The sequence below is a fragment of the Qipengyuania sp. SM2507 genome (assembly GCF_053714505.1).
The window spans coordinates 1,985,989-2,000,215 of sequence record NZ_CM132307.1 but is presented as its reverse complement, the minus strand read 5'-3'; the positions used below and the strand labels follow the sequence as shown (position 1 = coordinate 2,000,215).

At 68.2% G+C, this 14,227-nt stretch carries 11 protein-coding genes; 4 read left to right on the top strand and 7 right to left on the bottom strand.

Annotated features, from left to right (window positions below):
• Positions 1 to 5: 5 nt before the first annotated feature.
• The 4 genes from ACWIKC_RS09760 to tsaD all read right to left on the bottom strand — a co-directional run bounded on the left by ACWIKC_RS09760 (position 6) and on the right by tsaD (position 5,339).
• Entirely contained in the window at positions 6 to 1,712 is a 1,707-nt protein-coding gene (locus ACWIKC_RS09760; protein ID WP_454597312.1) for a vWA domain-containing protein, read from the bottom strand.
• A 65-nt stretch (positions 1,713 to 1,777) separates the two neighbouring features.
• Entirely contained in the window at positions 1,778 to 3,325 is a 1,548-nt protein-coding gene (locus ACWIKC_RS09755; protein ID WP_454597311.1) for a lipopolysaccharide biosynthesis protein, read from the bottom strand.
• A gap of 2 nt (positions 3,326 to 3,327) precedes the next feature.
• Positions 3,328 to 4,314 (bottom strand): NAD(P)H-dependent glycerol-3-phosphate dehydrogenase, encoded by a 987-nt coding sequence (locus tag ACWIKC_RS09750; RefSeq protein ID WP_454597310.1) that lies wholly within the window; start codon positions 4,312 to 4,314, stop codon positions 3,328 to 3,330.
• Positions 4,311 to 5,339, bottom strand: a complete 1,029-nt coding sequence (tsaD, locus tag ACWIKC_RS09745) for a tRNA (adenosine(37)-N6)-threonylcarbamoyltransferase complex transferase subunit TsaD (RefSeq protein ID WP_454597309.1) — start codon at positions 5,337 to 5,339, stop codon at positions 4,311 to 4,313. The genes ACWIKC_RS09750 and tsaD overlap by 4 nt, the downstream gene beginning before the upstream one ends.
• A 45-nt stretch (positions 5,340 to 5,384) precedes the next feature.
• On the opposite strand from tsaD, the gene hemC reads away from it, so the two are divergent.
• Genes hemC through ACWIKC_RS09730 form a run of 3 tightly spaced genes read left to right on the top strand, consistent with a single transcriptional unit; the run spans position 5,385 to position 7,996 of the window.
• A complete protein-coding gene (gene hemC, locus ACWIKC_RS09740; protein WP_454597308.1) occupies positions 5,385 to 6,338 on the top strand; it encodes a hydroxymethylbilane synthase in 954 nt (317 codons plus the stop codon).
• The gene (locus ACWIKC_RS09735) at positions 6,335 to 7,063 is read left to right on the top strand and encodes a uroporphyrinogen-III synthase (RefSeq protein ID WP_454597307.1); all 729 of its coding nucleotides are present in this window, start codon (positions 6,335 to 6,337) and stop codon (positions 7,061 to 7,063) included. Before hemC ends, ACWIKC_RS09735 begins: the two co-directional genes overlap by 4 nt.
• A gap of 21 nt (positions 7,064 to 7,084) precedes the next feature.
• Complete coding sequence (locus tag ACWIKC_RS09730; RefSeq protein ID WP_454597306.1) at positions 7,085 to 7,996, top strand: hypothetical protein; 912 nt, start codon at positions 7,085 to 7,087, stop codon at positions 7,994 to 7,996.
• 9 nt (positions 7,997 to 8,005) lie between these two features.
• Here the strand turns inward: ACWIKC_RS09730 and ACWIKC_RS09725 are convergent, their stop codons facing one another.
• Complete coding sequence (locus ACWIKC_RS09725; protein WP_454597305.1) at positions 8,006 to 9,238, bottom strand: FAD-dependent monooxygenase; 1,233 nt, start codon at positions 9,236 to 9,238, stop codon at positions 8,006 to 8,008.
• Positions 9,239 to 9,308: 70 nt separating this feature from the next.
• Here ACWIKC_RS09725 and ACWIKC_RS09720 point away from each other — a divergent pair, with 70 nt between their 5' ends.
• Positions 9,309 to 11,321 (top strand): protein-disulfide reductase DsbD family protein, encoded by a 2,013-nt coding sequence (locus ACWIKC_RS09720; protein ID WP_454599479.1) that lies wholly within the window; start codon positions 9,309 to 9,311, stop codon positions 11,319 to 11,321.
• On the opposite strand, the gene ACWIKC_RS09715 is transcribed toward ACWIKC_RS09720, so the two are convergent.
• Entirely contained in the window at positions 11,287 to 11,868 is a 582-nt protein-coding gene (locus tag ACWIKC_RS09715; RefSeq protein ID WP_454597304.1) for a hypothetical protein, read from the bottom strand. The two genes, ACWIKC_RS09720 and ACWIKC_RS09715, sit on opposite strands and share 35 nt — an antisense overlap.
• A gap of 129 nt (positions 11,869 to 11,997) precedes the next feature.
• Positions 11,998 to 14,193, bottom strand: coding sequence for an excinuclease ABC subunit UvrB (gene uvrB / locus ACWIKC_RS09710; RefSeq protein ID WP_454597303.1), 2,196 nt, complete (start codon positions 14,191 to 14,193; stop codon positions 11,998 to 12,000).
• Positions 14,194 to 14,227 lie beyond the last annotated feature (34 nt).

The following is a 14,227-nucleotide window of genomic DNA, read 5'->3' as shown; positions in this document are numbered from 1 at the left end:
TTTTCCTAATCGCTGGCGGATTGCGCCTGCGCGGCCTTGACCAGCTGGATGAATTCCTGCCGCCAGAAATCGTCCTGCCCCCCTGCGAGCGTCGCGATGTCGGCATAGGAGAACTCGCCCAGCAACGTATCGCCGCGCAGCTTCTGCCCGAACCCCGCCACCGCGGCGGCAAAGGCGAAATCGCCATGCGGCGCGCCGGGCCGGGCGAGCGCCGACGCTGGCAGGACGTATTCCACCAGCGTCGAGGTGTCGCCATCGGGCAGCTTGTAGCGCAGTTTCACATGCGCGGCTTCGGCGGCCAGGTTGCGCGCGCGGGGGTCGGTCGGGGTCTCGTAGCGGCGCTGCGCGATCCAGCCTTCGGTGCCTGCGGGGATCACCTCGTAGAGAGCGGTGACCTGATGCCCCGCGCCGATATCGCCCGCATCCACCGCGTCGTCGTCGAAATCCTGTTCGCGCAACGCGCGGTTCTCGTAGCCGATCAGGCGGTACTGGCTGACCACCATGGGATTGAACTCGACCTGGATCTTCACATCCTTGGCGATGGTGAAGATCGTCGCGCCCATCTGCTCGCCGAGCACCTTGCGAGCTTCGAGTGCGCTGTCGATATAGGCGTAATTGCCGTTACCGTGATCGGCGATCTGCTCCATCATTGCATCGTTCACATTGCCGCGACCGAAGCCCAGCACGGTAAGCGTGGTGCCCGCCTCGCGCTTGCGCTCGATCAACTCGACCAGCGCGTCCTGACTGGAAAGGCCGACATTGAAATCGCCATCGGTGGCGAGGATCACCCGGTTGACCCCGCGCTCGATGCGGTTGTCCTCGGCGATGCGATAGGCAAGCTCCAGCCCGGCACCGCCCGCGGTCGATCCGCCCGCCTCGAGCTGGTCGAGCGCGTTGCGGATCGCCGTGGCGTCGCTGGTCGGCTCGAGCACGAGGCCCGCGGCACCGGCATAGACCACGATCGAGACCCGGTCCTGCGGGGTCAGCTGGTTGACCAGGCTGCGCAGCGCGGTCTTCACCAGCGGCAGCTTGTCGCGACTGTTCATCGATCCCGAGACGTCGAGCAGGAACACCAGATTGGCGGGCGGGCGCTCCAGCGCGGGCATCTCGTAGCCCGACAGTCCGATCCGGACGAGGCGGCTCTTGGCGTTCCACGGGCTCGCGGCGACATCCATGTCGACCGCAAATGGTTGCGCGGGCGCGCGAGGGGCGTCGTAATCGTAGCGGAAGTAGTTGATGAATTCCTCGGTCCGCACCGCGGCTGCCGGGGGCATCTGCCCGTCCTTGATGAAGCGCCGGGCGTTGGCATAGGCGGCGGTGTCGACATCGACCGAGAAGGTCGAGACCGGCTCCGCTGCGACGAGCTTGACCGGCGAGACTTCCTCGGCGTCGTAGCGTTCGCGATCGGGTTCGGTCGGGACGATGATCGGCGGGAAATAGCGGTAGCTTGTCTCGATCGGCTGGCTAGCCGCTTCGGGTACCGCTGCTTCCTGTGTGACGCGCGCACCGGTGACCATCACCGGCGCTGCTGAAATCATGCCGCGCGGGGGAGGTGGCGGCGGAGGAGGTGGCGGGGGCGGCACCCGCCGCATATCCGCTTTACCGCTTGCTGGCGCGCCGGTGGTTACGATCCGCTCGTCAGCGGAAGAAGCCGCGCACCCTGCCAGCAGGGCTCCGGCGGCGCAGGCGGTCAGCAGGTGCAGCGGTCTCATGCCTTGGTCCTCCCCAAAGGTTCGACCATCCTTGCATCGCGCCGTGAATGCGCGGTGAATTCGGCTCATTTGGCTGCGGGATCGACCTGCTCTTCGGGCTCGCCGCCCATGTTGCGGCGGAACAGCACCCGGTCTTCGGGGCCGAAACCGCGATGCCAGATCACCCAGCCATAGGTCACCAGGATCGCCGGAATGCCAAGGGTGAGCTCGGCCCATTCGGGCAGGAATGTGACCAGATAGCCGACCGCGACGGCGGGGGCGGTGGCCCAGACCAGCGCCCAGCGCCAATTGTTGACCGGATGGCCGAGAATGCGCGCGAGCAGCCGTGCCTTGACCAGGCTGGCCAGCCCCAGCGCGATCATCAGCGCCACCGCCGCTGCCGCCGCCTTGTAGGGTTCGCCATATTCTGCCCGTTCGACCAGCATGATCAGCCCGACGGTGAGCGCGGCCTGGAAGGCGATCGTCCCGATCGAGATCCACAGATTGCGGACCCGCGCGACATAGACCAGCGCCGCCTCGGACACGACTGCGGTCGCCGCGACGACCTCGGCGGCAAGCAGGAAGGCGAGCGCACCGGTGCCGCCGACGAAATTGGGTCCCACCAGCCCCATCACCGCTTCGCCCGGCATGCCCAGCGCCAGCGCGATCCCGGCCTGCGCGGCGACGATCCAGAAGCCGACCTGGCACACCTGCTGCGCGATGGCGGCGTAGTTCTTGGTCTTGAGGTTCTTGGTAATGACCGGGCCGAGGATCGGCTCGAAACTGGTCTTGAGCTTCTGCGGCAGGCTGGCGACCTGCTGGGCCACATAATAGACGCCGACCGCGGCGGGAGCTGCGAACAGGCCGAGGATGAAGATGTCGACCCGCCGTGTGCCCCATTCGATCGCATCGGCGATCGCCAGCGGGAAGGCGCGCGTGGTCAGCCGGGTCATCGCGACAGGATGCGGGCGCCAGTCGCGCGGCAGGCCATAGCTGCGCAGGAAGGTCCACAGGCCTGTCAGCAGCCCGGCGTAGATCGAGATCAGATAGGCCAGCGACAGCCCCGAATCGCGCGTCTGCGGGATAAAATAGAGCGCGCCCGCCATGATCGAGAGTGTCCAGGGTTCAACGATCGCGCGCGCGCGGACGGTGGTGGCGATGTCGTAGCGATAGGCCTGCGCCGCGAGCACGATCTCGGTCAGCGCGAAGGCGGGGATGGCGAGCACGATCAACCTATCGAGCACGGTGTATTGCCCGCTGGGGAACAGCGGCGCGGGCACGAACCAGAAGAACAGTGCGGCAAGGGTCGAAAACAGCACCGCCAGCAGGATGCCGTCGAACACCAGATTGACCTCCTTGCTCTCGCCCTCGGACAATCGCTGCGCGAGACCGCGCTTCTCGCCCATCGAGCACAGCAGCGCGACCAGTTCGACCACCACCAGCGCCGAGGCGAAGCGACCGAGCGCCTCGGCACCGTAGAGCCGACCGGCGATGAACAGGAACGGCAACCGCGCCGCGAGCCGCAGCAGGAAGCCGATGAAATTGGTCTGTCCGCCCTTGGCGAGGGCTGCGATATCGCCGCTGCCGTCGCTGGCCGGTGCGGGGGGCGGCGCGGCGGGCGGGTTATTGGCCATGCCTAGCCCTCGCGTTCCGCGCGCAAGGGGCGGGCGAGCAGGTCCGAGACCACGCTACGCGCCTCGGCACCGCCGAGCAGTCGGGTAACCGCGGCGACGATCGGCATGGCGATTTTCATGTCTCGCGCCAGCTGGTCGAGCACCGGCGCGGTGTGCGCGCCTTCGGCCACGGTCTTGCGATCGCTCATCAATTGCGCGGCGCTCTCCCCTTCGCCCAGGGCCTTGCCGAGCGAGAAATTGCGGCTCGAGGTGGAGGAGCAGGTGAGCACCAGATCGCCCAGGCCGCACAGCCCCGCGAGCGTTTCGACCCGCGCGCCGCGCGCCTCGCCAAAGCGCAGCATTTCGGCATAGCCGCGCGCGATCAGCGCGGCGCGGGCATTCTGGCCCAGCGCCAGCCCGTCGACCACGCCGCAGGCGATCGCCAGCACGTTCTTGACCGCCCCGCCGATCTCCGCCCCGGTGACGTCGGCGGAGAAATAGGGCCGGAAGGCCGGGCGCGCGATTGCGGAAGAAATTCGTTCCCACTGCGCCTCGCCGCCGCCGCAGGCCAGCGTGACCGCGGTCGGGAGCCCCGCGGCGACCTCATGCGCGAAGGTCGGGCCCGAGAGCACCGCGATCTGCGATTCCGGCGCGGCGTCGCGCGCGACAGAGTTCATCAGCCGCCCGCTGCCCGCCTCGATCCCCTTGGAGCACAGCACCAGATCGGCGGGATGGGACGGCATGGCGCCGAGCACCGCGCCCATGTGCTGCGCCGGGGTCACCACGAGCGCGATGTCGAGCGCGGCGATTTCGGTGAGATCGCCGGTGGCGCGGATCGTCGGCGCGAGCTGCGCGCCGGGGAGGAACAGCGTGTTGGTGCGATGCGCGTTGATCTCCTCGACCAGTTCGGTCTCGCGCGCCCACAGCAGGACGGTGCGGCCATCGCTCGCCAGCATTTGCGCCAGCGCGGTGCCCCATGCGCCCGCACCCAGAACTCCGACCGTCCTCATGCCTTGATCCCCGCACCGCGCGCGGGCTCGGCCGTCGGGTCGAGCGGCCAGCGCGGGCGCGCGACGAAGTCGAGCGGGTCGGACTGGCCCAGTCGCTCGCAGCCGGCCCAGGCGATCATCGCGGCGTTGTCGGTGCACAGCGCGGGCGGCGGGGCGACGAAGCGCATGGCATTGTCCTGTGCGAAGCTCTCGAGCGCCGCGCGGATCGACTGGTTCGACGCAACCCCGCCCGCGACCACGAGCGCGGGCATCGGTTCGGTGGCCGCACAGGCGATCCGGAGCCGGTCGAGCACACAGTCGAGCGCCGCCTGCTGGAAGCTCGCTGCGATGTCAGCGGCGCTATGCAGGCCGCTCTCATGCGCGCGCAGCACCGCGCTCTTGAGCCCGGCGAAGGAGAAATGCGGCTCGCCGCTTCCCACCAAGGGGCGTGGCAGCGGCACCGCGCGCGGGTCGCCCTGCTTTGCCAGCCTCTCGACCGCGGGGCCGCCGGGGAAGCCGAGGCCGAGGATCTTGGCGGTCTTGTCGAAGGCTTCGCCCAGCGCATCGTCGATGGTGGTGGCGAGCCGGCGGTAGTTGCCCACGCCCTCGACCCGAAGGATCTGGCAATGCCCGCCCGAGACCAGCAGCAGCAAATAGGGAAACTTGAGGTCGGGATCGACCAGCCGCGGGCTGAGCGCATGGCCTTCGAGGTGGTTGATCGCGATCAGCGGCGTGTCGCTGGCCATGGCGAGCGCCTTGGCGCTGACCAGCCCGACCATCACCCCGCCGATCAGCCCGGGCCCGGCGGTAGCGGCGATGGCGTCGCAATCGGCGAGCGTCTTGCCGGCATCCGCCAGCACGCCCTCGATGATCGGGGCGAGCCGTTCGGCATGCGCGCGCGCGGCAATCTCGGGGACCACACCGCCATAGGGCGCGTGCTCCGCATCCTGCGAGGCGATCCGCTGGGCGAGGATCTGGCGTCCGGTGGTCACCAGCGCCGCCGCGGTTTCGTCGCAGCTCGATTCGATGCCCAGTACCAAGCCCATGCCGCTTTCCCTTAGCGGCCTGCGACGCTAGAGCAAGGTAACGCGATGCCTGAAAGCAACACCCCGCCTCCGTTTAGCGACCGCCCGATCCGGCTGGGCACACGGCGTTCGCCGCTGGCGATGGCGCAGGCGCACGAGACGCGCGCGCGGTTGTGCGCTGCGCATGGCTGGGACGAGGAGGCCATCGAACTGGTCTCGGTGCAGGCGAGCGGCGACAAGATTCGCGATCTTCCGCTGGCCGATATCGGCGGCAAGGCGCTGTGGACCCGCGAACTCGATCACTGGCTGGGCGATGGCACGATCGATGCCGCAATCCACTCGCTCAAAGATGTCGAGACCATCCGCCCGCCAGAGCTATTCATCGCCGCGGTACTCGAACGCGAGGATCGCGCGGACCGGCTGCTGGGTGCGCGCTCCGTCGCGGCATTGCCACCGGGCGCGGTGGTGGGGACCAGCGCACCGCGCCGCGCGGCGCAGCTGCTCAACGCGCGCCCCGATTGCAAGGTGGTGACCTTTCGCGGCAATGTCGCGACGCGAATGGCCAAGCTGGCGGCGGGCGATGTCCACGCGACCTTCCTTGCCGCCGCAGGGCTGATCCGGCTCGGCGAGGATGCCGTCGGGGTGCGGCTCGATCCCGAAGAATGGATGCCCGCACCCGCGCAGGCGGCGATCGGGATCGAATGCCGGACCGACGATAAGGTCATGCGCGCGCTGCTCGCGGCGATCGACCACGGGCCGAGCCACGCCGAGGTAATGGCCGAACGCGCGTTGCTCGCCGGACTGGGCGGATCGTGCCACAGCCCGATCGCGACGCTGACCCATTGGGAGGGCGAGGAGATCGTGCTGCGCGCCGCGATCTACAGTTCCGATGGTGCGGTTCGGATCGCGGGCGACACCAGGCTCTCCCCGGGCGACGAGGGCCCACCGCGCCAGTTGGCGCGCGACTTGCTGGCCCAAGCCCCTCCGCTCGTCGCGGGATCCTTCAGCGGCCAGCCATGACGCCGAGGCTCTTCGTCTTCCGGCCCGAGCCGGGATGGAGTGCGACCGACGATGCGGCACGCAAGCTGGGCCTGCAGGTGGCGGGTCATCCCCTCAGCCGGATCGAGCCCGTCGTGTGGATAGCCCCCAATCCGCGAGGTTTCGACGCTGTTCTCGCCGGTAGCGCCAATGTCTTCCGTCATGGGGGCGAGGGGCTGGAGCGACTTGTCCAACTTCCGGTCTTCGCGGTCGGCGACACCACCGCGGCGATGGCGCGCGAGGCGGGATTCACCGTGGAGCGGGTCGGGACCGGTGGGCTGCAGAATGTGCTAGACGGCTTGCCGGGCAGCATGACCAAGCTGCTGCGACTGTGCGGCGAGCGCCGTGTCCCGCTGGCTGCTCCCGCCGCGCTATCGATCACCGAACGCGTGGTCTATCGCGCGGTCGATCTCCCGATCGAGAATGAGACGCGCGCGCTTCTCGCCGAGGGTGGGGTGGTGCTGCTTCATTCGGGCGAAACCGCGCGCCATTTCGCTGCCGAATGCACCCGGCTGGCGATCGACCGCGCGAAGCTGGCGCCGGTGCTGATCGGGCCGCGGCTGCTCAAGTCGGTGGGCCGGGGATGGCGTGCGCTCCACATCGCGCCGACCCCGGACGATGGCGCGCTGCTGGCATCGGCGGAAATTCTGTGCAAGGACATGCTCGGGGCGGGCCGCCAGGCGCAGGGCGCCGGACGTGCTGGCTGACGGGATCGCAAAAAGGCAGATATGAACGAATTCACCACACAGCGGAGCAAGCGGGATTCGATGCGTCCGGTGCTGATCGCGGTGCTTGCTGCCTTCATCCTGGGGGGATCGCTCGCTGGATTCGGCGTCTATCGCTGGACCCAGGCGCAGGAGCAAACCGCTCGGGTCTTGGCTCCGGATGCTGACGCCGAGGTGACGGCCAATGGCGCGCAGGTCGAACCCACCCCGACCCCTTCCACCACCGCCAGCGCCGCCATCGGCCAGACCAACGAGGCGGTCGAGCGGGTGGCCGAACAGCAGGGAGGGATCGACCAGCGGCTCGCGGCGGCCGAACAGCGGCTGGCGCGGCTCGATATTCAGGCGCAGGCGGCGGCGGGCAATGCCGCGCGCGCCGAAGGGCTGCTGATCGCTTTCGCCGCGCGGCGGGCGATCGAGAAGGGCGCCGAACTCGGCTTCCTCGCCGACCAGCTGCGGCTGCGCTTCGGCGATGCGTTGCCCAATGCGGTGCGCACCATCATCGACAATTCGCGCGATCCGGTCACGCTCGACCAGCTGATCGCGCGGCTCGAGGGCATTGCGCCGCGCCTGTCAGAGGGCAATCGCCAGTTTTCGTGGGATCTGATCCGCAACGAACTGTCGCAACTGTTCGTGGTGCGCCGCGAAACCACGCCCTCGCCGCAACCCGAGCGGCGGCTCGACCGCGCGCGGCTGTTCCTCGAAAGCGGTCGCGTCGAAGCGGCGATCGAGGAAGTCAGCAAGCTTCCCGGCGCCGACAATGCGGCAGACTGGATCGCCGATGCGCAGCGCTACGCCGCGACGCAGCAGGCGCTCGATCTGGTCGAAACCTCGGCGGTGCTCGAGCCGCGGATGCTGCGCGACGGGGTCGGAAACCGGATCGAACAGGTCAGCCCGGCGGTGCAACCCGAAGGGTAATCCTTTCCGTCAGGCGCGCAGCAAATCGGGCAGGTCGCCGCTAATCCCGCGCGCTTCGTCCATGAACCAGCGTTTGAGCATCGGCATCCGCTGCACGCCAGCCATGCCGAGCCGGCGCATTGCGCTCGCGGGCTTGCCCGGCAGGCCGAACAGGCGAGTGAGGCCATCGGTCGCCAACGCCACGGTAAAGCTGTCGAGCCCGCGCCAGCGCTCGTAGCGCGCCAGCAATTGCGCATCGCCGGGTTCGAGCCCCAGCCGCAGCCCTTCGTCGAGCACTTCGACCAGCGCGCCGACATCGCGCAGGCCCAGGTTCAAGCCCTGTCCGGCGATCGGGTGGATGCCATGCGCGGCATCGCCGATCAGCGCGAGCCGCGTGTCGGTGATTGTGGCGGTGTGATGGAAGCCGAGCGGCCAGGACGCGCGCGGGCCGACGCCGGTGATGGCGCCGAACATGCCGCCCATACGCTTCCCGACTTCGGCGAGGAACGCCCGGTCGCCAAGCTTGAGCGTGCCCGCGGCGTCCTTCTCGTCCACCGTCCACACCAGCGCGCTGCGATGCGCGCCATCGGGACCGTCGAGCAGCGGCAGCAACGCGAAGGGACCGGCGGGGTAGAAGATTTCCCATGCCACATTGCCGTGCGGCTTCTCGTGGGTCAGCCCGGCGACCACCGCGCGGTGGTCGTATTGCCATTGCGCGATCGGGATCCCGGCATCCTCGCGCGTCGGCGAGCCGCGGCCCTCGGCGGCCACCATCAGGCTGGCCTCGAGCCTGGTCCCGTCGGCCAGAGTCGCACTGACGCCATGCTCGTCGCGGGTGCGATCGACGATCTCGGCGCGGGAATGCCAGGCAATCAGCGGCTCGTCGCGCGCGGCTTCGAACAGCGCGAGCCGCAGTTGGCGGTTGGCGAACATCCGCCCCAGCGTGCCCTCGTTCGGTTCGGGCGCGAAATCGATCCGCCCGGGTTTCATCTGGTCGGTCACCGCGATCGAGGCGATGGCGCAGCCGAAGGGTTCGAGCGCGTCCTGCAGCCCGATATGGCGGAACAGGCGCCAGCTCGCGGTGCTGATCGCCGAGGCGCGGCCATCGAAGCCTTCGGCGGTGAGCTCCGCCGGGTCGGCGCGATCGACAACATGGCTGGTCAGGCCCTTGCGCGCGGCGGCCAGCGCCAGCGTCATCCCCACCAGCCCGCCGCCCAGGATAAGCAGGTCGCGGCTGGTGGTTGTGTCAGGAGTATCGGCCATGGCGTTCGTCGTCACCTCGTTGCGCGGAGCGGTGCCTCGTCCTAGAGGCTGTCGCGTGATCGAGGCAAGGATGTTGAACGGGTTGCGAAGCCTGCTTGCGTTATGCGCCTGCGCCGTGCTGTTCGCGTCCGCTGCGCTGGCGCAGGACGCGCGCGAGAACACGATGCGCGCCGAGCTGTTCGCCGAAGGGCCGGCGGTGCCGGGCGAGGAATGGACGCTCGCGCTGCATTTCACGCCGGTAGCCGAGGAATGGCACGGCTATTGGCGCAATCCCGGCGATGCCGGTTACGGGATGGAGCTCGACTGGCAGCTGCCCGAGGGGTGGGAAGCGGGCGAGCCGCTCTATCCGGTGCCCGAGCGGCTGGTGATCTCGGGGCTGATGAATCACATCTACGAAGGACCTTACACGGTGCTGGTGCCGGTCCGCGTGCCTGCAGGGGCGGCGGTCGGGGAAATGCCCGCAATCTCGGTAGAGGCGGATTATCTCGCCTGCACCGACACCATCTGCGTGCCGCAGCAAGCGCGGCTGTCGCTCGATCCCTCCAGTATCGCGCGCGACCCGCGCTTCGACCGCTGGCGCGCGGCGATCGCGCCGCTGCTCGACCGCGAGGGCAGCTTTGCGATCGAGAACAAGCTTCTGCGGATCGCTCTTCCCTTGCCCGCCGCGCTCGATCTGGGCGCGCCGCATGTCTTTGTCGGCGAGCCCGACCTGGTCGATTATACCGCGACCCAAGCCTTCTTCCGCGACGGCGACCGGTTGATCGCCGAAATCCCGCTGGGTCGCGGCACGGTTCCCGCGACCCTCTCCGGTATCCTGTCCTTCGGCGAGGGCGAGGGCGTGCGTTTCACCGCGGAGCCGGGTGCGGTGCCGGCGTCTGGGACTGCGCTCGCGCTGGCTGCGGACGAACTGCCCTCGGTCTGGCTGGCGCTTCTGGGCGCGCTCATCGGCGGGCTGCTGCTCAACATCATGCCCTGCGTCTTTCCGATCCTCAGCCTCAAGGCGCTCTCGCTCGCCAAGGCGGGTGGTGACGAGGGCGCGGCGCGGCGCGATGCGCTGTTCTACACTCTGGGGGTGGTGCTCGCCTGCCTCGCGCTTGGAGCGCTGCTGCTGGCCTTGCGCGCAGCCGGAGAACAGGTCGGCTGGGCGTTCCAGCTTCAGGAGCCCGCGGTGGTTGTCGCGCTGCTGGTGCTCGCCGCAGCGATCACTGCCAATTTCGCCGGCGCCTTCGAATTGCCCGGCCTCGTCATGCGCGGCGGCAAGGGCGGGGCGAGCAGCTTTGGCACCGGTCTGCTCGCCGCCTTCGTCGCGACGCCCTGCACCGGGCCGTTCATGGCGGCGGCGATGGGCGCGGCGCTGCTGCTGCCGGTGGCGCAGGCGCTGGCTCTGTTCGCGGCGCTGGGCGTGGGGCTGGCGCTACCCTTCCTGCTGCTCGGCTTCGTGCCCTCGCTGCGCCGCGCGCTGCCCCGGCCGGGGCCGTGGATGGTGACCTTCCGCCGTTGGATGGCGCTGCCGATGGCGCTCACCGCGCTGGCGCTGGTCTGGCTGCTGTGGCGGATGGCGGGAGCCGGCTATGCGCTCACGGCGCTGGGGCTGGCGGCGGGCGCGGTGCTGTTGCTTGCGGTGCTGTTCGCGCGCCGCGCAGGCAAGTTTCGGGTGTCAGGCGTGCTGGTTGCGCTGGCGGCAATGGCCGGCCTCGCGATGCTGCTACCGGGCCAATACGCAATTCCGACGCAGGCGTCGGAAAGCATCCACGACCCGCGCGAATTCAGCGAGGCTGCGCTGGCCGAGGCCCGCGCCACCGGGCAACCGGCGTTCGTCTGGTTCACCGCCGACTGGTGCGTGACCTGCAAGGTCAACGAAAGCGCCGCGATCGAGCGCGAAGCGGTGCGCGCGGCGTTCGAAGCGGCGGGCGTCATCACCCTGCGCGGCGACTGGACGCGACGCGACGAGGAGATCGCGCGGTTCCTGACCAAGCAGGGCGCCGCGGGCGTGCCGCTCTATCTGTGGTATCCGCCGGGCGGCGAAGCGCAGACCTTGCCGCAGGTACTCACGCCGGATCTGCTGGTGGGGCTGCCGCAATAGTCTCCGGCGGCTGTCCGCGACCCTGCGCCCGGCAGCGGTTGATCAATTCGCGCGGCAGGCTGCTGGAGTTGAGGATCACGCTGCCCGCACCGGGCACCGTGGCTTCCACCTGACGCGGTCCGGTGAGCACTTCGAGCGCGGGATCGTCGGCGCGCGTCGCCCCGCGCCAGCGCCAGTCATCCCCGGTTTTCTCGGCATCGACGAACAGCCTTGTGACATGCGAATTGCCGATCAGCGCGAGGATGGCCTTGGCGTCGGGGTCGGCGGCGACGATCCGTTCAAAGGCGATCTCCGCGCCTCCGGTCCCTTCGACGCAGGCCAGCGCCAGCAGCGGCGTTTCGCCGGGATTGCCATAGATTATGCGCCCGGGCTCTCTACTGACGACCCACTGCGCATCCTCGGTGTCGGGAGATGCCTGGGGCTCGGATGGCCCCGACTGCGCTTCCAGCCCGACCCGCGCGACGTAGTCGTCGGCGGCGGGCGGCTTGCAGGAAGCAAGCGCGAGCAGGGGAACGGCGGTAAGACACATGACGGTGATGGAGCGCATTGGCGTAGCTATGCGATCACCCCGCGCTTGGGCAAGTCCTGTCAGCTGCAGGCCCTCACCACCTGATCGATCGCATGGTTCGCGGTGCCGGCCGAGGCTTTGCAAGCGGCGGCAAGCAACAATCTAAAATTACGGCTTTCCGCCCATCTTCTTGTAGGTGGTCTTCCCATAGCGCATCTTGCGGGTGCCCGGCTTGCCCTCGTTCGAACGACCGACTTGCGGTGCCTTCTTTTCGCCATCGGGCAGGCCGAGTTCGTCGTTTTCGAGCCGCCGGATTTCGTCACGCAGCCGTCCGGCCTCCTCGAACTCGAGATTGGCTGCGGCGTTGCGCATCCGCTTTTCCAAATCCTCGATATAGCCGCGCAGATTGTGGCCGACGAGGTTGTTGACCGCGGGATCGCCGGTGTCGACCGTCACCCCGTCCTGCGCCGCGCTGTGCGCGACGATATCGGCGATGTCACGCTTGATCGTGGTCGGGGTGATGCCGTGTTCGACATTGTATTCGCGCTGCTTCTCGCGGCGGCGATCGGTCTCGGCGATCGCGCGCTCCATCGAACCGGTGATGCGGTCGGCATAAAGGATCACCCTTCCGTCGACATTGCGCGCCGCGCGGCCGATGGTCTGGATCAGCGAGGTTTCCGAACGCAGGAAGCCTTCCTTGTCGGCATCGAGGATCGCCACCAGCCCGCATTCGGGAATATCGAGCCCTTCGCGCAGCAGGTTGATGCCGATGAGCACGTCGTAGACACCAAGCCGCAGGTCGCGGATCAGCTCGATCCGCTCGAGCGTCTCGACGTCGGAATGCATGTAGCGCACCCGCACGCCCTGCTCGTGCATGAATTCGGTGAGATCCTCGGCCATCCGCTTGGTCAGCGTGGTGACCAGCGTGCGATAGCCCTGTTTGGCGGTCTTGAGACACTGGTCGATGCAGTCCTGCACCTGGTCCTCGACCGGGCGGATTTCGACCGGGGGATCGATCAGCCCGGTGGGGCGGATCACCTGTTCGGCGAAGACGCCGCCGGTCTGCTCCATTTCCCAGGTACCGGGAGTGGCCGAGACCGCGACGGTCTGCGGACGCATCGCATCCCATTCGTTGAAGCGCAGCGGGCGGTTGTCGATGCAGCTTGGCAGGCGGAAGCCGTATTCGGCCAGCGTGATCTTGCGGCGGTGATCGCCCTTCGCCATCGCGCCGACCTGCGGCACCGTCTGGTGGCTCTCGTCGACGAACAGCAGCGCGTTTTCGGGCAGATATTCGAACAGCGTCGGCGGCGGTTCACCGGGCAGGCGACCGGTCAGGAAGCGGCTGTAATTCTCGATTCCGTTGCAGCTGCCGGTGGCGGCGATCATCTCGAGATCGAAATTGGTTCGCTGTTCGAGCCTTTGGGCCTCGAGCAACTGTCCTTCGGCGTGCAGTTCCTTGAGCCGCTCGGTCAGCTCGAAGCGGATCGCCTCGGCGGCCTGCTTCATCGTCGGGCCGGGCGTCACATAGTGCGAATTGGCGTAGACGCGGACCTTCTCGAGGCTTGCGCCCTTTTTGCCGCTGAGCGGGTCGAACTCGCTAATTTCCTCGATTTCGTCGCCGAAGAAACCGATCCGCCAGGCGATGTCCTCGTAATGCGAGGGGTAGATTTCCAGACTGTCGCCCCGGACGCGGAAATTGCCGCGCGCGAAGGCGACATCGTTGCGCTTGTATTGCAGCGCGACCAGCTTGCGGATCAGCTCGCGCTGGTCGACGCTCTCGCCCTTCTTGAGATCGAAGATCATCGCCGAATAGGTCTCGACCGAACCGATCCCGTAGAGGCAGGACACCGAGGCGACGATGATCACGTCGTCGCGCTCGAGCAGCGCGCGGGTGGCCGAGTGGCGCATCCGGTCGATCGCCTCGTTCACCGAGCTTTCCTTCTCGATATAGGTGTCCGAGCGCGGGACATAGGCCTCGGGCTGGTAATAGTCGTAATAGCTGACGAAATACTCGACCGCATTGTTGGGAAAGAAGCTCTTGAACTCGCCATAGAGCTGCGCGGCCAGAATCTTGTTGGGCGCAAGGATCAGTGCCGGGCGCTGCACGCGCTCGATCACCTGCGCCATGGTGTAGGTCTTGCCACTGCCGGTGACCCCCAGCAGCACTTGCGTCTGCTCGCCCTGCTCGACCGCGCCGACCAGCTCCTCGATCGCGGTCGGCTGGTCGCCCGCGGGGCTGTATTGCGAAATCAGCTCGAACCGCCGCCCCGGCATCGATTTCTCGGGCCGCGCGGGTTTGTGGGGAACGAAGTCCCCGGTGGTATCGGGTTCGTCGAGTCCCCGGCGGATTACGAGTTCGGCCATGCGCGTCGATATGGGGCGGGCGGGTGCGCCGATC

Coding starts and splice junctions, on each gene's coding strand:
- ACWIKC_RS09735 (WP_454597307.1), top strand. CDS start 6,335: ATGACGCCGAGGCTCTTCGTCTTCCGGCCCGAGCCGGGATGGAGTGCG.
- hemC (WP_454597308.1), top strand. CDS start 5,385: ATGCCTGAAAGCAACACCCCGCCTCCGTTTAGCGACCGCCCGATCCGG.
- ACWIKC_RS09750 (WP_454597310.1), bottom strand. CDS start 4,314: ATGAGGACGGTCGGAGTTCTGGGTGCGGGCGCATGGGGCACCGCGCTG.
- uvrB (WP_454597303.1), bottom strand. CDS start 14,193: ATGGCCGAACTCGTAATCCGCCGGGGACTCGACGAACCCGATACCACC.
- ACWIKC_RS09760 (WP_454597312.1), bottom strand. CDS start 1,712: ATGAGACCGCTGCACCTGCTGACCGCCTGCGCCGCCGGAGCCCTGCTG.
- tsaD (WP_454597309.1), bottom strand. CDS start 5,339: ATGGGCTTGGTACTGGGCATCGAATCGAGCTGCGACGAAACCGCGGCG.
- ACWIKC_RS09720 (WP_454599479.1), top strand. CDS start 9,309: ATGTTGAACGGGTTGCGAAGCCTGCTTGCGTTATGCGCCTGCGCCGTG.
- ACWIKC_RS09715 (WP_454597304.1), bottom strand. CDS start 11,868: ATGCGCTCCATCACCGTCATGTGTCTTACCGCCGTTCCCCTGCTCGCG.
- ACWIKC_RS09725 (WP_454597305.1), bottom strand. CDS start 9,238: ATGGCCGATACTCCTGACACAACCACCAGCCGCGACCTGCTTATCCTG.
- ACWIKC_RS09755 (WP_454597311.1), bottom strand. CDS start 3,325: ATGGCCAATAACCCGCCCGCCGCGCCGCCCCCCGCACCGGCCAGCGAC.
- ACWIKC_RS09730 (WP_454597306.1), top strand. CDS start 7,085: ATGAACGAATTCACCACACAGCGGAGCAAGCGGGATTCGATGCGTCCG.